At 59.5% G+C, this 18,881-nt stretch carries 20 protein-coding genes and 3 pseudogenes; 16 read left to right on the top strand and 7 right to left on the bottom strand.

Going from position 1 to position 18,881, the window contains the following annotated elements; genetic code table 11:
• Positions 1-579 precede the first annotated feature (579 nt).
• Entirely contained in the window at positions 580-777 is a 198-nt protein-coding gene (locus AC56QQ_RS21770; protein ID WP_497123319.1) for a hypothetical protein, read from the top strand.
• Between the two features lie 85 nt (positions 778-862).
• On the opposite strand, the gene AC56QQ_RS21765 is transcribed toward AC56QQ_RS21770, so the two are convergent.
• Positions 863-1,711 carry a GGDEF domain-containing protein gene (locus tag AC56QQ_RS21765; RefSeq protein ID WP_497123318.1) on the bottom strand — a complete coding sequence of 283 codons (849 nt, stop codon included), beginning with the start codon at positions 1,709-1,711 and terminating at the stop codon, positions 863-865.
• 300 nt (positions 1,712-2,011) lie between these two features.
• Between AC56QQ_RS21765 and AC56QQ_RS21760 the strand changes: the two genes are divergently transcribed.
• The 3 genes from AC56QQ_RS21760 to AC56QQ_RS21750 all read left to right on the top strand — a co-directional run bounded on the left by AC56QQ_RS21760 (position 2,012) and on the right by AC56QQ_RS21750 (position 3,934).
• Positions 2,012-2,206: a hypothetical protein gene (locus AC56QQ_RS21760; RefSeq protein WP_497123317.1), complete on the top strand. Its 195-nt coding sequence runs from the start codon at positions 2,012-2,014 to the stop codon at positions 2,204-2,206.
• Between the two features lie 380 nt (positions 2,207-2,586).
• Positions 2,587-2,856: an ArsR family transcriptional regulator gene (locus AC56QQ_RS21755; RefSeq protein ID WP_497123316.1), complete on the top strand. Its 270-nt coding sequence runs from the start codon at positions 2,587-2,589 to the stop codon at positions 2,854-2,856.
• Positions 2,857-3,538: 682 nt separating this feature from the next.
• A complete protein-coding gene (locus AC56QQ_RS21750; RefSeq protein WP_497123315.1) occupies positions 3,539-3,934 on the top strand; it encodes a helix-turn-helix transcriptional regulator in 396 nt (131 codons plus the stop codon).
• 120 nt (positions 3,935-4,054) lie between these two features.
• On the opposite strand, the gene AC56QQ_RS21745 is transcribed toward AC56QQ_RS21750, so the two are convergent.
• The gene (locus AC56QQ_RS21745; RefSeq protein WP_497123314.1) at positions 4,055-4,429 is read right to left on the bottom strand and encodes a hypothetical protein; all 375 of its coding nucleotides are present in this window, start codon (positions 4,427-4,429) and stop codon (positions 4,055-4,057) included.
• Positions 4,430-4,780: 351 nt separating this feature from the next.
• Between AC56QQ_RS21745 and AC56QQ_RS21740 the strand changes: the two genes are divergently transcribed.
• Complete coding sequence (locus AC56QQ_RS21740) at positions 4,781-5,323, top strand: helix-turn-helix transcriptional regulator (protein ID WP_497123313.1); 543 nt, start codon at positions 4,781-4,783, stop codon at positions 5,321-5,323.
• Between the two features lie 510 nt (positions 5,324-5,833).
• Here the strand turns inward: AC56QQ_RS21740 and AC56QQ_RS21735 are convergent.
• Positions 5,834-6,031 (bottom strand): hypothetical protein, encoded by a 198-nt coding sequence (locus AC56QQ_RS21735; protein WP_497123312.1) that lies wholly within the window; start codon positions 6,029-6,031, stop codon positions 5,834-5,836.
• A 398-nt stretch (positions 6,032-6,429) separates the two neighbouring features.
• On the opposite strand from AC56QQ_RS21735, the gene AC56QQ_RS21730 reads away from it, so the two are divergent.
• Together AC56QQ_RS21730 and AC56QQ_RS21725 are read left to right on the top strand one after the other, a co-directional pair.
• Positions 6,430-6,639: a hypothetical protein gene (locus AC56QQ_RS21730; RefSeq protein ID WP_497123311.1), complete on the top strand. Its 210-nt coding sequence runs from the start codon at positions 6,430-6,432 to the stop codon at positions 6,637-6,639.
• A gap of 205 nt (positions 6,640-6,844) precedes the next feature.
• Positions 6,845-7,255, top strand: a complete 411-nt coding sequence (locus AC56QQ_RS21725; protein WP_497123310.1) for a hypothetical protein — start codon at positions 6,845-6,847, stop codon at positions 7,253-7,255.
• A 207-nt stretch (positions 7,256-7,462) separates the two neighbouring features.
• Here the strand turns inward: AC56QQ_RS21725 and AC56QQ_RS21720 are convergent.
• The 3 genes and pseudogenes from AC56QQ_RS21720 to AC56QQ_RS21710 all read right to left on the bottom strand — a co-directional run bounded on the left by AC56QQ_RS21720 (position 7,463) and on the right by AC56QQ_RS21710 (position 8,867).
• Positions 7,463-8,396: pseudogene (locus tag AC56QQ_RS21720) on the bottom strand (IS481 family transposase).
• Between the two features lie 84 nt (positions 8,397-8,480).
• Entirely contained in the window at positions 8,481-8,648 is a 168-nt protein-coding gene (locus tag AC56QQ_RS21715) for a hypothetical protein (protein WP_497123309.1), read from the bottom strand.
• A gap of 18 nt (positions 8,649-8,666) precedes the next feature.
• A complete protein-coding gene (locus AC56QQ_RS21710; RefSeq protein WP_497123308.1) occupies positions 8,667-8,867 on the bottom strand; it encodes a hypothetical protein in 201 nt (66 codons plus the stop codon).
• Positions 8,868-8,987: 120 nt separating this feature from the next.
• On the opposite strand from AC56QQ_RS21710, the pseudogene AC56QQ_RS21705 reads away from it, so the two are divergent.
• The 3 genes and pseudogenes from AC56QQ_RS21705 to AC56QQ_RS21695 all read left to right on the top strand — a co-directional run.
• Positions 8,988-9,777 (top strand): annotated as a pseudogene (locus AC56QQ_RS21705) (ATP-dependent DNA ligase); the annotation flags it as partial.
• Positions 9,778-10,266: 489 nt separating this feature from the next.
• The gene (locus tag AC56QQ_RS21700) at positions 10,267-10,485 is read left to right on the top strand and encodes a hypothetical protein (protein WP_497123307.1); all 219 of its coding nucleotides are present in this window, start codon (positions 10,267-10,269) and stop codon (positions 10,483-10,485) included.
• Positions 10,485-10,622, top strand: a pseudogene (locus AC56QQ_RS21695) (DUF768 domain-containing protein); the annotation flags it as partial. The gene AC56QQ_RS21700 and the pseudogene AC56QQ_RS21695, both read left to right, overlap by 1 nt.
• 93 nt (positions 10,623-10,715) lie before the next feature.
• Here AC56QQ_RS21695 and AC56QQ_RS21690 read toward each other — a convergent pair.
• The gene (locus AC56QQ_RS21690) at positions 10,716-11,168 is read right to left on the bottom strand and encodes an NRAMP family divalent metal transporter (protein WP_497123306.1); all 453 of its coding nucleotides are present in this window, start codon (positions 11,166-11,168) and stop codon (positions 10,716-10,718) included.
• A 593-nt stretch (positions 11,169-11,761) separates the two neighbouring features.
• On the opposite strand from AC56QQ_RS21690, the gene AC56QQ_RS21685 reads away from it, so the two are divergent.
• From AC56QQ_RS21685 to AC56QQ_RS21660, 6 genes are all read left to right on the top strand, one after another.
• Entirely contained in the window at positions 11,762-12,199 is a 438-nt protein-coding gene (locus tag AC56QQ_RS21685) for a curlin (RefSeq protein ID WP_497123305.1), read from the top strand.
• A gap of 69 nt (positions 12,200-12,268) precedes the next feature.
• Entirely contained in the window at positions 12,269-12,667 is a 399-nt protein-coding gene (gene csgH / locus AC56QQ_RS21680) for a curli-like amyloid fiber formation chaperone CsgH (protein WP_497123304.1), read from the top strand.
• A gap of 174 nt (positions 12,668-12,841) precedes the next feature.
• Positions 12,842-13,252: a curlin gene (locus AC56QQ_RS21675; protein WP_497123303.1), complete on the top strand. Its 411-nt coding sequence runs from the start codon at positions 12,842-12,844 to the stop codon at positions 13,250-13,252.
• 280 nt (positions 13,253-13,532) lie between these two features.
• Positions 13,533-15,365: a caspase family protein gene (locus tag AC56QQ_RS21670; RefSeq protein WP_497123302.1), complete on the top strand. Its 1,833-nt coding sequence runs from the start codon at positions 13,533-13,535 to the stop codon at positions 15,363-15,365.
• A gap of 37 nt (positions 15,366-15,402) precedes the next feature.
• A complete protein-coding gene (locus AC56QQ_RS21665; RefSeq protein ID WP_497123301.1) occupies positions 15,403-16,035 on the top strand; it encodes a hypothetical protein in 633 nt (210 codons plus the stop codon).
• Positions 16,036-17,597: 1,562 nt separating this feature from the next.
• Entirely contained in the window at positions 17,598-18,875 is a 1,278-nt protein-coding gene (locus AC56QQ_RS21660) for a class I SAM-dependent methyltransferase (protein ID WP_497123300.1), read from the top strand.
• The last annotated feature ends 6 nt before the right edge of the window (positions 18,876-18,881 follow it).

Raw genomic sequence — 18,881 nt, 5'->3', positions numbered from 1 at the left:
CTAAAAATCGGCATGGGTGAGCTGCTCTGCGAGCGAATTGCCAACGCCCTGGAATGCCGGTACGGGGAGAATTCCTAGAATACGACCTACGCCCGCTAGCACCATCGTCTTGCCGCCAGGGCGCTGCGGTACACAAACACAGCCGCAGCCTTGAGAAAGCTTATAGCGGCATGGTGAATGACCGGTTAATAGGCCTAGCGTTTCGAGGCGCGCCGGTACGGCTGAAAGCCAATCAGCCAGGCGCTGGGAGTAAGCGGCACAACGGGTGCCATAGGCGGGGCAAGCTGGCGAAGGAGAGCGCCGGCATCGTCGAAAAAAACGAATGCAGGCGGTCTCGCTTTGCTCCTGCCTTCAACCCGGGAGCGATACCGCCTTTATGGTTTCTTTTACAAATGACCGAGTAATTTTACCAGGCTAGGCGTTTGATGATACTCTCGTTTGGCAAGCAGGCCCGATGTCCTCGTGGTCGTGGGCACCGGCCCCAACGAAACAAATACGTAGACGCCTCTCGGCTCGTTCCGTGCTTTCGATGCGGTGCTATTGGATGTTGATGGGGCGAGATTAGCCAGGGCGCAGACTATGACCAAAATCACCAAGCGCTACAACATGCAGCGAGCACATAGCGGGGTCTGGTCGATCATTGACATGTTCACAGGGCAGCCGGCGATTCTCGACGGCGTTCTGTTGGCTGGCCTGAAGCTGCTAGAGGCCGACGACATACTGTATGAGCTCAATAACCTGGACTTGAGCCACAGGAAGGCTAAAGGAACAGCCTGAAGCTAATGGCGTGTAGTGCCATATAACTCATCTGCCGGTCGCTTTTGGTCTGCTAGGCACTTCTTATTGCCAACGGCGGGCCTGTTTATCTGCTGCGTGTTTCGCTCACCAAACCTTGCGACCTGGATGACTGATAGTCGAACGAAACGCGGTTCCGCCCACGTTGCTTCGCTTCAAAAAGGCAGCGCCCCGCAGTGCGTAGCACATCCTGAGGATCTGCATCGCGAGCAATTTCCGCACCACCGATGCTGACGGTCACCTTCACGCTGTCTTGTTGCCCTTTGATCCAGGGAAGCCCCTCGATATGTCGACGAATGTTATCCGCAATTGTAATCGCCCGGTCTTTGCGCAGGTCTCGCAGCAAGACCCCAAACTCTTCGCCACCAAGGCGGCCAATTGAGTCACCGCGGCGTGTCGCATAGACGAGCGCCTTTGCAATCCGAAGCAAAGCCTCGTCACCCGTGGAATGTCCGTGCTCGTCATTGATTGAGGAGAAGTGATCGGGGTCGATCAGGAGAAGCGTGTCGTATTCTCCTTCGTCGCGCCTTCTGTCCATCCTTGCGATGAATTCACCGCGGCTCAGGAGCCCCGTCATCTGGTCGTGGCTCGTTACGAAGGTCAGCCTGTCGTGTGCCTCTTTCAAGGCCATATGCGACTTTTCCAACTTGTCACATGTATCCTGGATCGTTTCGGACTGGTTGAAGATGTAGGAAGCGACGGGCATTCCAATGAAAATGGGTATGAAGGTGCATTCCACCCAACTCAGCCAGTCGATTGGCATCTGCAGCGCAAGTCTCACGGTAAACGACAAACCGAAGGTCGCGACGACTGCAATTACCGTCACGACCAATGACTTGCCCAGGATACGTTTGGTGCGCGGCGTCATATTGCTTGTGTAGCCATTGGCGCTAAACAGGCCGTTACCAAGTCGCATAAAATCACTCTGGTATTTAGGCGCAGTCGCGTGAGTGACCGTGCCAAGGCAAGTATGCGTTGCAGTTCGAACCTGCGTAGGGTCGGAATACCTGTGATATCGAAGAAACCGGCGGCGTCTCTGGGCGACAGGAGACCGCCCGAAATCCGGTGTTGGCCCCGATTTTTGCTGAAGAGCGTTAGCTGATGCTAAAGGTTTACGCCCAACAATACGGATCGAAGGAGCGGATCAACTAGCCGCGGGTGAACCAAACGAATTTGCCCGGCTCTATGGAATGCCAAGCCTCGGCAGGAGGATGTTATGAAACTAGCTGCAGCAATCCTCCTGGCTACGGCGACTATGATCGGCGCAGCCATCGCGGACGAGGACGACGATTATATTGACTGCGTGCTCAATACGGCGGCAAAGATCATGAAAAACCAAGTGGACAAGGACGCGGCCAAGGCGCTCGACGAAGCACGCAAAAAGTGCCGGCCTGCACCGCGTCTAACCTAAGGCTTGTTGAAAAAGGCGCGCGCTGCAAGGGCGGCACACTCAACTTAGCGTTACTAGTTGCCTTGCGGAATGACAATTTCAGCGCCTGGATGCATCTATGGCAACGGAGACGATGCGCTCTAATCGCCACTGGATGACAGTTCAGTGGCAGGTCAGCCTAACTGGATGCGCGCACTCCGGACCATAGCCACTGGCCTCACGGCTGGCGGGCTTTTTCAGCATCCGCTTGACTAGGCGGGTCGCCGCAGCGACTCTGCATCTTCGAATCGGTGACAAAGATGGGTTCGTACGTCAAGCAAAGACCTGCAGAAATTCGGGACGCCCGTGCCCTGGAGTTAAGGCCGGCCTAGCCCCTTAGCCTCCGCCAACAAGCGGCCTCAGTGGCGCGTTGGCTTGCCATTCTGGGTAACGGCAAGCGTTTCTTGCCTGCCCTTCATTTGATGGGTGGTGAAAAAACGGTGGGGGAATTAGCCGCCCTTGTCGATATCTCCAATTCGGCCCTATCACAACATCTGAGCCTCATGCTTGAGCACGGAATCCTCGAATGCGGCGCCGATGGCGTGCGACGCTACGAGCAGCCAAAGCTGTCGTCAGGTTCCTGGATGATCTGGCCAGACACGATCACTTGCGGATCCCTGCCGAGACCGTGAGACCGGCGTTCGTCTCGTTGCTGTTAACCTCCGGCCCCGGACGACCCAACTTGGCCGCACAGCCAGACGCTAGGGCGGGGCCGCATGTTCGAAAAGAAGCGACAGGCAACCCCAGAAGGTGCCCGTCGCTGGCCCTCGCAGTGGCCCGCCCCGCCACTGTCCTCAGTGGCGGGCTTTCATTCCCGTCGAGGGAATTCGATGATCTGAGCCTCGATCTCCGACTCTAGCGGCGCGTGCACCGGCGGATCGTGATAAGACACTTGGCGCAAGTCGCTCTTCCCGTTCCGGGTCACCGCGATGCGCTTGCCAGGAATGGGTGGTCCGAGGTCGGAGAGCTTTGTGATGTCACCGAACGATAGGCCGCGAAAAAGTTTCCTAACCCCTTCAAAGCGACTTCCCGCACGCTCACCCGAGACGTCGCTGACCGCTAGACCATCTAATCCGCACCACCGTGACAAGGCCGCTCTATCGGTGGCCCCATCTGATTTTTGTTTCTCAGCCGGCTTCTTGCTCGTCCCCATTCCGAGCGACACACATTGCTCAAGATGCTGAGGACCAACGACAATTTTACTTGCCCCACTTGGCCGGATTGACCATAGCGATTTTAAGGGCAGTTCGATCTATTGCTGTGTGGAACGGGGATGGCAGCCTAGGATTCCTTCCGGGCCATGGAGATGAGAAGATGCCCCGTCGTGATGACTCTTGGGAGTCGGTGCGGACCCTGAGTGTGAAAGGTGGGCTTCCCCTTCGCACTGCTCGCAAAGTGCAGGCTTTCCTTGACGAGAACTTTTGCCAGAAGCTGGCGCTTGCCGAGATGGCGGCGGTTTCCGGGCTTTCGCCCCACCATTTCGTGCGGGCTTTTTCCAAGACATTTGGGGCGCCGCCTCATCGGTACGTCCTCGATCTGAGACTGGACTTCGCCGAAGGACTGCTTCTCGACGGCCAAATGAAGATCGCCGACATTGCTCATCTGACCGGATTTTCAAGCCAAAGTCACTTCACCAATGTGATGAAGAAATACCGGGGTTTAACCCCGTTACAGACGCGAGCAAACAAGACCGTGTCAATGGTCAAATGACTATTCGCGAATTAAACCTCAGATCCTCGTTGTCGCGGTCGCGAAGTCACGTCGCCAACCGGCTTGCCGGTCCGGCGTTTTCGCCCCTTGCTGTCGCCGCCTGGAGGCCCTCGTGAAAGCTCACAAGGTGCTGCCACCGTCGAACCTCAAGTCGTCGGCGCCGAACGTGTATGGACGGCTCTCAGGTGGCAAGGGGGTTTTAAGCTTTTTGCAGTTGCTGATTGGTGCGGCCATGTATCCGACCTGTATGCGACGCTGCTCGAAGCCCTCAACCGCCATCGCGGCAAAGGCCAGCAGAAAGTCACGGTCTAGCATGTGCACGTCCATGCTGGCGGGCAGGCCGTAGTTGGGACTGTCAATGCTGCTCGCAGGTGGGGAGGGGTTACCAACCAAATTGAGGACCAACCCCATGCAAAGATTGCAAATGGATTCCAGCCCGCGGTGCGGGGCCAAGACGCGGTCGGCGAACCCGTACAAATCCGCCGCAATGCCCAACGGTAGGTGCAGATTGCAAGGTTTTTCGGACGGATCGGCATATCCATGTGTGAGGCTACGACCTCCGGACTAGTCCGTCGAGACTAGGAGCAAGTCTGGATCGTAGTCCCTCATGTGGATAGCCCTGACCTAAGCAAGATCAATTTATTTCGGGATATCGAACTTCAAGATGAAGCTCGGACAGACACAAGGGTTGGGGTAGGAACAATGACTCTGATTGACGGGCGCAACGACACCGTTGCGGGCAACAGGTATGTTGTCTTGCGGAATGAATCCGGACGCCCAACTTCTACAGCGCGCAACACTTCAGATCGGCCGGCTGCCGATGTCGGGGACTCGAAGCGACGCAACATGGAATCCGTCACCGGCATGCTTGACCGCATCGGCTGTGGCTATCTCCTCTTGAACCGCGAGAAGAAGGTGGTTGAATGGAACGCCGCCGCCCAACGCACATTTGAGCGTCAGGACGAAGCGGCCGGTACAGCTGCCGAACTTTCGGCTGCACTCAGGCGGCTCGTTGCCAATGTTCCGGCCAACTTTCTGCGAGGGTCGTTGTCATGGGTAGTGATCCGCAGCGCCGGCGATCGTCCGGTGGTACTCAATGAGGGCGGTGTCATTGCTCCTGATGGGACGAGCATCGTGGCATTGTTGGACCGCGACAATAGGTCGTCGGCCAATCCTCAGACCCTGCAAAAGATGTTCGGCTTGACGAGTGCGGAGACCCAGCTTGCCATGCGCCTGGCTCAGGGGGATGCGCCCTTGGACATCGCCCGCAGTTGGCGCCTCAGCCCCACCACGATCAGGTCCCAACTAGCTTCGCTGTTCGCCAAAACCGATACCAAACGTCAGGCCGAACTGGTGGCCCTCCTCGGGCGTATTTCCGTATTACCGTGAGGCTGCCGTCTCGTCGCTTAGGCGCCCTCCGTGGTCGACGCCTCCACTCTGTGCAGCGGGCCAAAGGTGCCGTCGGTCTATGTTCAGATCCAAGCATCGGCCACCTGGACGCCGCCGATCGAGTGGAGCATTCCGGCCGAACGGATCTCCCGTCCAAGTCGAACACGCTGGCGAGCTAACCAAGCTGTCGGCAGAAGAGCGCGCCGTGATCCGTCAGATGATTATCCGGCGCGGCGCCTTGGGTTCAGAGGAAACGTGAGTCTCAAGCTGGTCCTGAGCCCAAGGCCAGCAGTTCTTTCAAGATCATGAAAAAGCCTGCGCAAGGTTTTCGGGCCCCGGCTGGCGTGTCGTTCGATTGGAAGACGAGGCGCATTAGCGGTAAAAATCTTGCCACCACCTAGCGCTTCTTCGCCTTCGGCGTGATCTCTTCGAGCCTCGCCTTCTAACGTCATCTCGGATCATTGCCCATTCCAGCGATTCCGCTTCTATTGTGCGCCGCAGCCCCGGCTACTAGTTCAAGCGGACTATCTGGGAAAGCTCGGCAATGTCGCCATAGATCATCCAACCTTTGACGAGAAAACATTTGTCACCGAGGACTTCGACGACCGAGTTCGACGCGGTGCAAGCCGGCCGGTGCTTGTCCTTGGCTTCGGCATGGCCGATGCTGATTGCGAGGAAAGCGATAGCAATGAGTGTCGTATTGCTCATATTCGGCCCCACAAGCCAGCGGCCTCTGCAAAACGCTGGAGGTAAGTCGCGAGCCATGACGTCCAAATACCACCGGCGCATATTGGCCTTCATCCATCAATTGGATGACGCGGGCTCGTCTACTTGCCGTAGGCGTTCGGGCCGGTGAAGCCGGGGACTTCAGTCATTCAATAGCGATCTCCGTTGAAGGAGCCGCCGCAACGGGATGATCTATCCCCGATCGAGACGACGCTCGCAGCCGGTAACGATCCCGTAGCCAGCGTAAACGAAACGATCCGTGCCATTAGTTTAAGCGCTGTGAATGATGCTTTTCAGCCAAGGGCCGGCAAGCAAACCGCACGGAACAAATTTCGCCCATTGAAGTTAGCAGGGGTTGGTTACGGGGGACTCCGCGAGCCTTGGACGACGCGTTATCGACGGCTGTGTTAGCCGGCAGCGGAACAGATGCGGAAATCTTCGGCGTGATCGATCTCATCAGTAAAACGGAAACACGGATCGGCGCCATCGGCTTGGGGCGCGCCATCCAGTTCGTCGCAACGCGTCCGTGCTTGGCTACGACGTTCGCGGTGCAATGGTGCTGTACGGGGAACCTGGAACGCCTAGCTTGAGGGTCTGGGACTGCGAACATCTATGGACGCAATATGGTGGCGCTCTTCTCCAGCCACCCGAGCCAGGGAAGGGGTTGGACAGGCCTAGGCGCGGTAGCGCAACAGCAAGTGCCGCCGGATTGGCATTGATTTTGATTGCATTGTCATTTTAGCAGCCCCTTAATATCGCGAGCGTTAATTTTCAGCGCTTTTGGGGAGAAGTGTCATGCCTAAAGTTTCGGATCTCTTTTTTAAAACGGCTGTCGTGTGGCTTATCTTGGGGATCGGTGCCGGCTTGCAAATGGCAATCTCCGGCGATCACGGTTCCTTCCCGGCCCATGCTCACATCAATCTGCTCGGATGGGTCACCAGCGCTATATTCGGTGGGTACTACGCGCTCAACCAGGCTAAGGCAGAGCGGAAAATCGCAATGATCCACTACGGCCTCTATAACGCCGGATTGGTGATCATGTTGCCGGCGCTGTATCTGATGCTGCATGGAGGGTATTCAGCGCTTGAGCCGGTCGTCGCTGGCGGCTCGCTGATGGTGGCTGCTGCTGTGCTGATATTTGCCTTTGTGGTCTTCTCCAGCGCGAGCGTGCGATCGGTGTCGGGGCTCTCTCCAGCCACCCGCTGAGGTCGCCAGAAGCAGTTTGAGCGACGATGCTACCCTTTTGACAACCAACCCCTTCGCTACTCGTTGACATGTTGCTGGGTTGATCCCTAGCTACCTCATGGCCCGCCCTCGGTTCCCGTTCCGGGCGGGCTCTTTTTGCCTGTGGTCTCCGCACCGGGGCTGCTACTTCTTTCGAGAAAACTCGAGAATCGTCGCAACGGTTTCGGGCTAGATGTGGAGCCTCAACAGGTTGTCCTCGGTTAGATCGCGGCGACTGATAGGTGTTTTGGACTTTAGGCTCCCGTGGGGACGGTGCCAATTGTAACGATGCAGCCAGACCGGCAACTCTGCGGCGCGGTGATCTGAAGTCGGATAGGCGATGGCATAAGCCCATTCGCGCAGTGCTGTCTGGATGAAGCGCTCAGCCTTGCCATTGGTCTTGGGCGTATAGGGTCTTGTCCTGACGTGCTTGAGGCCGAGATCGCCTTCGATATGTAGCAGGAGCCGTTGTAGCTCATGACGCGGGCTATCGCGACGCCGAGGCTGGCGTAGTAGGCCACCGCCGCCTTGAGGAAGGCGATGGCGCTCTCCTGTTTCTCGTCGGGCAGGATCTGTGAAAAGGCGATGCGGGAGGCGTCGTCGATGCAAACATGGACGAACTCCCAACTGCTGCCGCGCGAACTGGCATTGCCGGTACGTTTGCCGGTAATGCGATGGCCGATGCGCTCAAAACGGCCGAGCTTCTTGATGTGTGGATCATCTCGCCGGGATGCTCGCGCTCGTAGCGCCGGACCGGTTCGGCCGGTTCGATATCCTTGAGCCGCGACAGCCCAGCACGCTTGAGAACCCGACTGACGGTAGCGGGCGAGACACCGACCTCATGGGCGATGTGCTTGCCGGTCCAACGTTGCCGCCGCAGCGCCACGATGCGTTCGGCGATCGACGCAGCGGTCGCCTGTGGCATATGGGCGGGCCGTGAGGAACGGTCGACCGTGCCGGCTCGACCTTCGGCCTTATAGCGCTCGACCCTGCGCGCCACGATCTTGGCCGACACGCCATAGGCGCGCGCCGCATGGGCTTTGAAAAAAGCGCCCTCTATCACCGACAGCGCCATCTCCTCTCGACGCAGCGGCGTGAGACGGGCATTCTTGTGGATGTTCATTCGGACCCTCCGGTGAGTGCTGAAGCCTGGTAACTCCAGTCTCCCCGGTCCGGTCCGAATGGACAACCTCCCGAAAGCTCACAGCTAGAGGCTCATGCCCTGGCTCTTCGTGCCAAAAGACCTGCCGCAGTCGCGCTGATCCACCCTCTGTCCGCAGTTCGGGCAGTTGTAGAAATAACCCTCTTCACGGATGAGGTCGCCGCCGTGCAGCTTGCCGGGGATCGGTGGGCCAAGGTCAGATAGCTTCGTCACTTCGCGAAGTCTCGGGCTTCACCTGTTGCGGCCAGGCTGGAACTCGTGAACCGTGGCCTCGCGCTCGTCGACGACTCGGTACCAGTAATCCTGCGAGGCTCCGGGCGTGACGGACCGGCCGACGACCTTTTCGGCCGCCTTCATCGGGTCCTCTTCCTCCACCGTATCAGAGGAGAGAACTTCGTCGCCGTACAATTTTTCCACTTGATAGATTGGCATCGGCTTCTCACACCCCAATCGATCGCAACGCCCGGCAAGCCGGTTTGTTTCGCTGAAGATTTCTAAGTTCGGAACTATTTTAGCACATGCTGATTGAATTGCGGTTTGTGAGTCCTGTGCATGCGTTTGAAGTTCGTCGCGCCTCTGATGCCGACCCTCGTTGAGCAGCCTCCTGAGGGTGACGACTGGATTCACGAGGTCAAATTCGATGGGTACCGCTCGCAACTGATCATCGATGAGGACGGCCCCAGGATCTACACGCGCAACGGTCACGACTGGACAGCCAAATATTCCGACTTAGTGAAAGAGGGGCCTCGGCGCCGAGAGCGCCATCGTCGACGGCGAGATCATCGTTTTGAACGGGGCCGGCCTGTCTGACTGCGGAGAGCTGCGTAAGGCGATCACCAGGCGGCAACACGACCTATATTTCGTGGCCTTCGACCTCCTGCACCTCAACGGCCATGACCTGCGCGATATGGCGCTGGAGGAGCGCCGCGAGATCCTGGCCAGTATGATCGAGCCTGGTGGCCGGATCCAGTTCAGCGAACCACTGCCGGGTGAAGCCAAGGCGATTTTCCATCTGCTCGACAAGGCTGGCCTTGAAGGGATGGTATCGAAGCGGCGCGACAGCAAATACCGCAGCGGCCCGTCGACGAACTGGTTGAAGGCGAAATGCTACTCGGCACTGAGGGCCGATCGAGCAACCGGTCGCGGCTCGGCCTTCATCAATTCGAGCCAGGCGATCCGCGAGCGTCTTTGGAAGCGCGTCCAGGAGCGCGCAGGCACGGCGCCGAAGGGGATGAGGCGCCCCTTCACGCAATGGGTCAAACCGGGGCTGATCCGCCGCGTCAAGCACTTGCGTGGTGAGGAAGATTTGCGGCACGCTTCGCTGCAGGATTTACGGGAGGAAGAGGGATGGGGGTGGCTAAGTGCCTATGGAACCATTCTCCGTCACCTGGTGCACGAGGCGCGGCTCTTACGCACGCCGGCCGCTTAGGGCCCGATGATCCTGCTAATAATGCTTGCGTCGGGTTCTCCGTCGTCATGTCTTGCAACAGCCGCTTGGCGGTTCGGCCCAATGCTCTTCGGGCAGGGTTGTTTCGCGTACCGACTTTCTGAAAGCCTCACGTACGATGTCAAAAGCGAAGGCTGAAACATGTCCGTCGTCATGGTCCTGGTCCATGAGGCTACTCCGGAAAATGGGCGGGAGCTTTACGAACTCACCAAGCGCCGACGCCCACAACTGCCAGCCAGCGACGGTAACGATCCATTGAGCGGCGGCCTTGGTTAAAAACGTACAGTCAAATCCCGTTGAACCCTTTACCGAACGGAATCAATTATCGTTTTGGAACCATCGTCTTCGGGCAGCATTTTCGGAAGCCACCGTCGGGAGGTTTTCATGCGCAGAAGAGTCGATAAGGATCGGATCGAGCGTGCGAACAGAGAATCACATCTGATCATTGAGGCAGAGCGACAGGATAGGGAAGCCAAAACTGCGCGGTTGCGGGAGCAACGCCTTTCGGTCACGACTGAAATCCCCGACACCAATAGCAGAACCGCATTGGCGCCCAGCCGTCAACTGCACAACCAAAACAATCCGGGTCAGGCAACGAACTGATGAGCACGCGCGGAATAAACTTCCTGCACCGGTGGCTGGCCAACAACGTTCCCAAGTCGACGAAGGCCGACGTAATCTCGGTCGACGAACTCACGCACAAGCTGGTTGCCGACGCGAAGGCGCTGGGGATCAAACGCATCGTAGCCTACCGTCGCCCACGGGACATTCGCCACGAAGGCGACCGCGACATAGGCGAGAAGCGACAATGTGAGCCACTTCAGCACAGACACTTAGCGGGAGTAACGGGAAAAGATTTCTAGAAGGACGGTTACGATGCCAAAAGCGCCGACGTACAGCAACTGCGGTCCGCCGATGATCAGTCTTAACGCGGCTCCCATCGCACCTAGGTCGGCGCCGAGGTTGATGATATTGGCGATCATGAGCAGTGAAACGATCGAAATACCAACGCCAGCAGGATAGTGCTTTCGCAGATTGCCCGCGATACCTCTACCTGTGCGTCCGATCCTAGCGCTGATTTCTTGAATGGCGCACATCAAGGGCCAGCTGAACAGCATGACCCAACTCATGCCGTAGCCGAACTGAGCACCAACTCGAGAATAGGTGGCAATGCCGCTCGGATCGTCGTCCGAGGCACCCGCGATTAGGCCGGGTCCAAGGATGCCAAGCAGGCGCCGCCTGATGGCCCGACAAACGGGTTTGCTGCGTTTGCGTCCGGATTGCAAAGGTCCCGATCTAAACCGTAGTAATACCTACTGAATATGGGTGCCGATCCCGCGCAAAGGAGGCTCGCACCGACGATGAAGACAGTCTTCTGGCGACGAGCGTGATTCTTGCCACAAAGAATCCCACTTGTTGCTTATCCAAACCAGCCGAACGTAAGGTTAACCATCAGCACCGCGACCAGGATTGAGAGCGGCACAGCGACGAACAGCCCTGCCTCTCAGAATCGTGTTTCTTTGTCACTGAACATTAGGCTCGCCTTACGTATCCTTTGTTGAAAGCTAGGAAGCTGCAAACCCCGGTGCGGTTCCATGCGCCAACATTACAAATTGGTATGGCCGCCCACCTTAAACAGATGGTGGAAGGGAATGGCTGCCAAGTTTTGACAAGCAGCCGAGAGAAGCCTTAATTCAAACCGCCCGCTCCGCGTGAATGTTTCGGCCCGAAAGCCGGAAGCGCTCTCAAAATCACAATATCGCGATCAATTAGTCCTTCCTGAACCCCATCTGAACACCGTCTTCAGCTTCGGTTCGAACGGCATTTCCTAAAAAGAAGCCGTTCAACGCGCGGCCCGTCCGCCAAAGGAGACGCTCTCATGATCCGCAATTCTTTCGTCGCAACCGCGCTCGCCGCTCTTGTGGGTCTCACCGCCGTCGCACCGGCCATGGCAAACGATGTACGCATCGAGCAATATGGCTGGTCGAACTCAGCCGGCGGCGCTCAGAACGGTTTCAGAAACCGCATCGGTGTCTATCAGAACGGCCGCTTCAACAAGGTGATCGGCCAGCAACGCGGCCGCCACAACCTTTCGGCCATCGGCCAGGAAGGCGTCGCCAACTATGGCGCCACCTACCAAAACGGCGACCGCAACGTGGCTGGGGTCGGCCAATTCGGCTCGAACCATACCACCATTCTGACGCAGGACGGCAACGGCAACATCGCTGCCGGCGTGCAGGTGGGGCACGGCTGTGATGCCAATGTCAGCCAGGGTGGCAGCGGCAACGTGGCCGCTTTCGTCCAGGCCTGCCAGTAATCGGCAGCACGAGCAAGCGACCGCGGAAAGGGCTGCGGTCGCGGCTAACGAACGCCAAGGAGACGAACCATGCCAGGCATAAGTAAACATCCCCGCCGCGTCGCGGCACTCGCCTTGGTCCTGGTCTCGGCCAACGCGCTGGCAACCATGGCCACCGCCGACCAGTCCCTTGGGCCGGTACGCTGCGAGATCCGTGTCACGCCGGAAGGCGGCATGGTTTCGCTGGAGGCGCTCGCCCATGCCGACACAAATGTGAGCGGCACGTATTCCTTCCATGTCGAAAGTGCCGGTCACACCGGCGGCACCGATATCGAGCAGGGCGGCGCTTTCAGCGCCGCGCCCGGCCCCCCTGCCACGCTCGGCACCGTCACGCTCGACGCGAAGGGCGGCATCTACGACGCCAAGCTCGAGGTAACCGTCGGCGGCAAGAGAATCGGGTGCGCCGAGCGGGTCGGTGGCGCAACCTGATCGCATCGCCAAGATTACAAAAAGGGCGTCGGGGTCGGGGCGCTCTTTTCTATGAGCGTCAGGCCTGGGCACAATGACTAAACGACTGCTGAACGACGGGTTCCGCCAGGGTTCAGCCCCGAAATGAGAAGGTCAGTTAGTCATGGCAGAGACGGCCGGAAAATGGAGACTAGGATGACCCACGACATGTTCAAGACCCTCGCAGTCGCTCTCGTTGCCGGCAGCATCGGCCAGGCGGCGCTGTCAGCACCGGCCTTAGCCGGCGGCTGGGTTTCTGCGACCTATGCCCCTGCCAACGCCCGCGATGCTGGCGCCCTGGCGGCCGGCCTGCGGGTCTACTCGCTCTATCACGGCCTGCGCGGCGCCAGCATCCGCCAATCGGGGCGCCGCAATGTTGCCGGGATCGCGCAGAACGGCCGCGGCAATCTGGGTATCATCCAACAGCAGGGCAATGGCCACTCAGCTACCCTGCGGCAGAACGGCAATGACAACGCTTACGGAATTTTCCAGTTCGGCAGGAATACCCACGCCAACGTCGTGCAGAACGGCGATGGCGGCGGCGCGACTTTCAGCTACGGCTGGTAGAGACCGACGAGAACGGACCCCGAGACAGTCATTGCCGGTCGCCGCAGCTCGATGGCTGGTGATCTCGCAGCGCCGGCCTCACCGTCGCTATGTCCGAAATGCCGATCGCACGTCCGATGCCAAGCTATGCGACCCGGCCCCCCGGCGGTCGTGTCTGGTAACCCATACCGCCTTTTTTGGACGAAATTGTGCCGCAAAGCCGCGCGAGATTCTGCTTCGAACTGTCTGCGGGAGGTTTCTGTCTCTGCGGCGTCGTAGTTTGTAAGGATGGCAGATTGTGATGCGGACACTCCAAAAGTTCGTCGGCAAGTTCCTCGGTTTCCTTGCCGCGCTTACTATCTTTGCGGTCTGTTTCGCGACGGGCGTGCTCGCGCAAAATGAAAAGCGCCTGGCCTTTGTTATCGGCAATGCCGCCTATCAATCCGGCGAGCTGGCGACGCCCTCAAACGACGCTGGCCTGATCGCGCAGACCTTGCAGGCGGCAGGGTTTGATGTTGTCGGCGCGCGCGACGTTGACCAGGAATCGCTGCGCGGCTCGTTCCGTGATTTCCTCGCCAAGGTTTCGGCCGCCGGTCCCGACGCGGTCGTCTTCGTCTATCTCGCTGGTCATGGCGTGCAGTTCGAAGGTGAGAACTATTTCCTGCCGGTCGATGCCCAGATCTCGAACGCGGCTGACGTGCCGATTGCGGCGGTGCGGGTTTCCGACCTCACCAAGCCGCTTGCCGCGCTGCCGTCGAAAGTCAACATCGTCGTGCTCGACGCGGCGCGGCCGAATTCCTTGGCCCAATCGAAGCAGCCACTTGCGGGCGGCCTCGCGCTGGTTGATCCCGATCCGAACATGCTCATCGCCTTCAATGCAGCTCCAGGGACAGTCGCACCCGAAGGCAAGGGGCCTTATGGCGCCTATGCCCAGGCACTCGCCGAGATGATGCGCGAAGGTGGCTTGCCGCTCAGCGAAGTGTTCGACCGCACGAGGCTGCGCGTCAACGAAGTGACGCAAGGCGCTGAAGTGCCCTGGAACGCCTCGAAGATCGCGGAGCCCTTTGTCTTCTTCGATCGCGCTCCGGATGCTCCCGCGCCGCAGGTTTCCGCCGCCGAGGTGCGGACAAACTGGACCAGGGAGATCCGAGACTTCGACGCGCATGACGCCTATATCGCGGCCCTCGATCGCGACACGATGCGCGGCTACGAAGACTTTTTGGTCGCCTATCCCCACGATCCGATGGCCAGGCGCGTGCGCGCCATCCTGGCGGCGCGGCGCGAGGCGATCACTTGGCGCCAGACCTGGCTCAGGGATACGCCCGAAGCCTATTGGTCCTATCTCGATCGCTATCCGCATGGCCCGCATGCCTGGGACGCCCGCCGCAGGCTCGAGCATTTCGACGCCGCCCTGGAGCCGCCGCAGAGTTTTGCTGTCTATGACTATGACGTGCCGCCGCCGCCGCCGGAAGAGATTATCTATGTCGACCGGCCCGTGCTCTATTTCGACGATTTCGACTTCGATCCGCCGCCGCCGGCGGCGGTGATCTTCCTGCCGCCACCTCCGCCGGATTTCATCGTGTTGGCGCCACCCCGGCCGGCAGTCGATATCTTCGTTCTGCCGGTACCGGTCTTCGTGCCGGTGCCGGTGTGGGTTAACCCGCCGCACAACGTCGTGCCGCCTCGGGACAACATCGTCTTCAACAACATCCACAACACCACGATCATCAACAATACGACGATCAACAACGAGACCAACAATCAGGGCGGGCAGAGCAATGGCAACGCGCCGGACGGTCTTACCACCGCCCAAAAGCTCGGCGCCGCGGGCTGGGCGCGGCCGCGTTCGCGGCCAAGGTCGCGCTGCCGCCGCTGCTGCAGAAAAGGGCCGCGCTGGTCAAGCAGAAGCCGAGCGGCCTGCCGGCGAAGCTCGGCCAGGGTGCAGCGCAGGGCGAGCAGCCAGGCGGCACCATGCCGATGTCAAAGACGCTACCTGGCGGCAAGCTTTCGACCGATCACGCCTTGCCCGGCGCCAACGGCAAGACGCTGCCGCTCGTCAACGGCAAGCCGGTGCTCAACAGCCAGACCTTGTCCAATGACAAGTTCAGGAAGCTGCGCAAGCAGGGTACGATGAGCGGGAACCCGCAGACTACAGGAATCCAGGCGCCGCCGTGACGGAGGGGCAGGGCGCTGAACAGCAGAACGGAGCCGGCAATGGGCAGGGAAAGAATGGCAAATTCCGCAAGCTGCCCACCGTCAACGGTGCACCGGCCGGGCAAGGTCTGAGCGCTCGGCAGAAGTTCAGGAAGAACAATCCCAACGCGTTGTCCTACCAGAACGCCGGCAAGCCGAAGAAGCTGACGCGCAAGGATCTGTCCGCTGGCCAGGCCGTTGTCGGACCGAGCGATCAGGTCCCGGGCAACGGGAACAAGAAAATCCGCAAGATGCAGAACAGCGGTGGAGGTTCCACCGGCCCGGAAATCAACGTCCAGCGGAATTTCAAGGTCAAGAAGCCGAACGAGAATCCGCAGCGCCAGCTCAAGCCGAAGGAAAAGCCGAACGTGCAGATGTTCTCCAAGCCGCAGAAGCCGACGTTTCATGCGAAGCCGAAGCAGGAATTCCACGTCCAGCCGAAAGCCCAGGTACAAGAGCGACGTCCGCCGCCCCAGCCCAAGCCGGAGTTCCGTGCCCAGCCGAAGCCCCAAATCCAAGAACAACGCCTGCCACAGCAGCCCAAGCCGCAGCAGTTGCCTGGTAAAAAGCTGTCCTGCGGGCATCAGGGCGAGCCGGCCTGCGGCAAATAGGAGGCCGGAAGGCAATCAGGGCATCAGCCGCGCGAGGTGGGCGGTGAGGCTCGAAATGGGGTGGAGCGAAAGGCGTGATCGACGGGAGGGACGGTGGCCCACTCGGTGTTTAGTCCCGGCTGCTCGGGCTATTTTGCCCAGGTTTTTGCAGATGTGTTCGTACGGCGTGAGGCCCTTGAGGGTCTTCGGCACCCGAATGTTTGCTTCTAGCCTCGGCAACCAAAATCCAAGTCGCGCATTTTAGTGAATGCTGATAAGCCAAATCTCGATGTGCTGTTCTCGCTGCGGTGCGCGCGACCATGGCTATGAGCACTGTACGCATCTGAACCATGGTAGCCTATTCGAGGCATCCGCGCCTTCGAACAAGGCCGATGAACGTCCCAAGGCACAGGGTCCCGTAGGCAATCCAACGGAATCGTTGAATCAGATCGATTTTTTGAAACTGACTGAAAATCGCCGCCTGCAGCTCAGATTGCGGCGCTGAAAGTCATGCCATTTGCCCGCCGGTCCCCTCCAGGCGGTCATTAGGGCCGCAAGGTCCGTCGCCCGCTGGCTCCCGGCCAGCTGGCGCCTTTGCACAATAATAGACCGCCCATTTGTGACCCGCCGAAACAGGAAGGCCCTTAAGAACTCGTTTGCGCAGCACCTGGCCGACGACCACGGGCGGATATCCTCGGCCAAGGTGACCGCGATGAACGTCGTCGAGGCCGAACTCGGCATGTCATCCCACCGAACGCTACATTAACGTTTAAGGGTTGGCCCGCGGTGAACTGAGGTGCAACTGGGTGTGGTGCTGATCCAGGGCTATCGCGACACCGCCGCCATCACACCAAGCTGGGTGAGCTAATTATCGCGCTGGCAGAAACGCGAAACGACGTGGCGGGGACTGGAGCATGCAAACCAGCATGGCCCAATCACGTTGCTCGAACAAAACGCCAGTGCCGATATCACCACCAACGCTACTTCGCCGGTAAGCGCGCCTCCCGGAAGGAGCGAGGAAGCCGCCCGCGAACTCGAAAACGTACGGCCCCGGCGGGGACACGACGCGCTTGAGAGGACCTCTAACGCTTTACCGCCGTTTCACGCAGCGGCTCGCTGCGGGTCGGCGGCCGATATCTTCGCACCAACTTGACCATGCTAGTGTCGACCGTGACGCGCCCCACCACCTGCACTGTGACCCTGTTCAAATCCTCGTCCACATGCACAACTTCCCCTTCGAATCTCATCCTGTCGCCAGGCTTGGCTCCAAGATCGATGATCGAATAGGGGTGCAGAGCCGTCGGAATATGCAGAAGGGGCTGCTCGTCGTTTCGGTACAGTGGAAAGGACACGCGGCGTAGGACTACCTTTGAATGATAGAGAAGGTTCCCTTTTCTGATCGATTTGGACAATGCCGTGGCCGTGCGGATCAGGGATGGGCGCGCCGTTGGTGCGGCTTTAGTAGCCACGGCACACGCGCCGTCGGGGATTGCTGAGTCTGTCTAAGACTCTAGATTATGGACTGCCTGTTGATGGAAGTCACACTTTCGGAGGCATCGTTAGCTTTGCGCCAGGACGGGGAAATGCCAAAGGACGCCGCCGACAAGGCAGCACGGATCGTTCGCACGGTTGTCGAAACGCTGAAGCCGGGTTTCGCAGTCAGGCTGTGGACCGGCGAGCGGATCGGCCCCACCACTGGCCCGGTGCTCACCATCAACGATCAGGACATCGTCTGGCAGGTGCTCCGCCGGCCCGCCTTCTCGACGCTGATCGAGATGTGGATCTCCAAGACGATCGACGTCGAAGACGGATCGCTGTTCGATTTCTATGCCTTGCCGTCGCAAGGCAAGCTGCGGACGAAGCTCAAGTCATTGCCGAAACTGGCGATCCTGCGCGACCTGCCGGCCGTGCTGTTTTCGAGGAAACAGATGACGGCGCGCGCCGATCTATCCGGGCGCAATCCCTTCGTCAGCGGTTCGAGCCAGGAGGCGATCCAGCACCACTACGACATTTCGAACGCCTTCTATCGGCTCTTCCTCGACGAGCCCATGGTCTACAGCTGTGGCTATTTCACGGATTTCGCCAACGGCATCGACCAGGCGCAGGCCGACAAGCTCGACCATATCTGCCGCAAGCTGCGGCTGAAGCCGGGCGAAAAGCTGCTCGACATAGGCTGCGGCTGGGGCGCCATGCTGATCCATGCAGCGAAGAATTACGGCGTCGTCGGCCATGGCGTGTCGCTGTCGCAGGCGCAGACCGACCTCGCCCGCGAGCGTATCCGCGCCGAGGGGCTGGAAGACCGCATCACCATCGAGATCAAATCCTATGCGGAGCTCACCGGCTCCTTCGACAAGATATCGTCGATCGGCATGTTCGAGCATCTCGGACTTGCCAACCACGCCACCTATTTCAAGACCATCCATCGCCTGCTGAAACCAGGCGGCATCTATCTGCACCACGCCATTACACGGCGCAGCAAGGGCGACATGAAGAAAACCCTGCGCAAGGGCCCGGAGTTCAAGGCACTGCTCAAATACATCTTCCCCGGCGGCGAACTCGACACGATCGGCATGACGCTGGGCAATCTCGAGGCGCATGGCTTCCTCGTCTACGACGTCGAGAATTTGCGCGAACATTATGCACGCACCTGCCGGCTGTGGGCCGAGCGGCTGCAGGCCCGCTTCGACGAGGCGGTCGCCGAGGTCGGCGAGGCCAAGGCGCGGCTGTGGCTGCTCTATCTCACGGGCTGTTCGATCACCTTCGAGCGCGCCTCGGCACAGATTTTCCAGACCGTCGTCACCAAACGCGCGCGGGGTCCGAGCGGCCTGCCGCCGACGCGGGCCGACATTTATCGATGGTGACGCGCG

It is taken from the genome of Mesorhizobium sp. RCAM 05099 (genome assembly GCF_059683685.1).
Note: the sequence above shows the minus strand (reverse complement) of the source record. Positions and strands in the feature narration are given on the sequence as shown.

What these genes read in the sequence shown, in the direction of transcription:
- AC56QQ_RS21750 (WP_497123315.1), top strand. Translation starts at nt 3,539, where the DNA reads ATGCCCCGTCGTGATGACTCTTGGGAGTCGGTGCGGACCCTGAGTGTG.
- AC56QQ_RS21770 (WP_497123319.1), top strand. Translation starts at nt 580, where the DNA reads ATGACCAAAATCACCAAGCGCTACAACATGCAGCGAGCACATAGCGGG.
- AC56QQ_RS21760 (WP_497123317.1), top strand. Translation starts at nt 2,012, where the DNA reads ATGAAACTAGCTGCAGCAATCCTCCTGGCTACGGCGACTATGATCGGC.
- AC56QQ_RS21710 (WP_497123308.1), bottom strand. Translation starts at nt 8,867, where the DNA reads ATGCCAATCTATCAAGTGGAAAAATTGTACGGCGACGAAGTTCTCTCC.
- AC56QQ_RS21765 (WP_497123318.1), bottom strand. Translation starts at nt 1,711, where the DNA reads ATGCGACTTGGTAACGGCCTGTTTAGCGCCAATGGCTACACAAGCAAT.
- AC56QQ_RS21735 (WP_497123312.1), bottom strand. Translation starts at nt 6,031, where the DNA reads ATGAGCAATACGACACTCATTGCTATCGCTTTCCTCGCAATCAGCATC.
- AC56QQ_RS21740 (WP_497123313.1), top strand. Translation starts at nt 4,781, where the DNA reads ATGGAATCCGTCACCGGCATGCTTGACCGCATCGGCTGTGGCTATCTC.
- AC56QQ_RS21675 (WP_497123303.1), top strand. Translation starts at nt 12,842, where the DNA reads ATGACCCACGACATGTTCAAGACCCTCGCAGTCGCTCTCGTTGCCGGC.
- csgH (WP_497123304.1), top strand. Translation starts at nt 12,269, where the DNA reads ATGCCAGGCATAAGTAAACATCCCCGCCGCGTCGCGGCACTCGCCTTG.
- AC56QQ_RS21700 (WP_497123307.1), top strand. Translation starts at nt 10,267, where the DNA reads ATGCGCAGAAGAGTCGATAAGGATCGGATCGAGCGTGCGAACAGAGAA.
- AC56QQ_RS21725 (WP_497123310.1), top strand. Translation starts at nt 6,845, where the DNA reads ATGCCTAAAGTTTCGGATCTCTTTTTTAAAACGGCTGTCGTGTGGCTT.
- AC56QQ_RS21670 (WP_497123302.1), top strand. Translation starts at nt 13,533, where the DNA reads ATGCGGACACTCCAAAAGTTCGTCGGCAAGTTCCTCGGTTTCCTTGCC.
- AC56QQ_RS21685 (WP_497123305.1), top strand. Translation starts at nt 11,762, where the DNA reads ATGATCCGCAATTCTTTCGTCGCAACCGCGCTCGCCGCTCTTGTGGGT.
- AC56QQ_RS21660 (WP_497123300.1), top strand. Translation starts at nt 17,598, where the DNA reads ATGCCAAAGGACGCCGCCGACAAGGCAGCACGGATCGTTCGCACGGTT.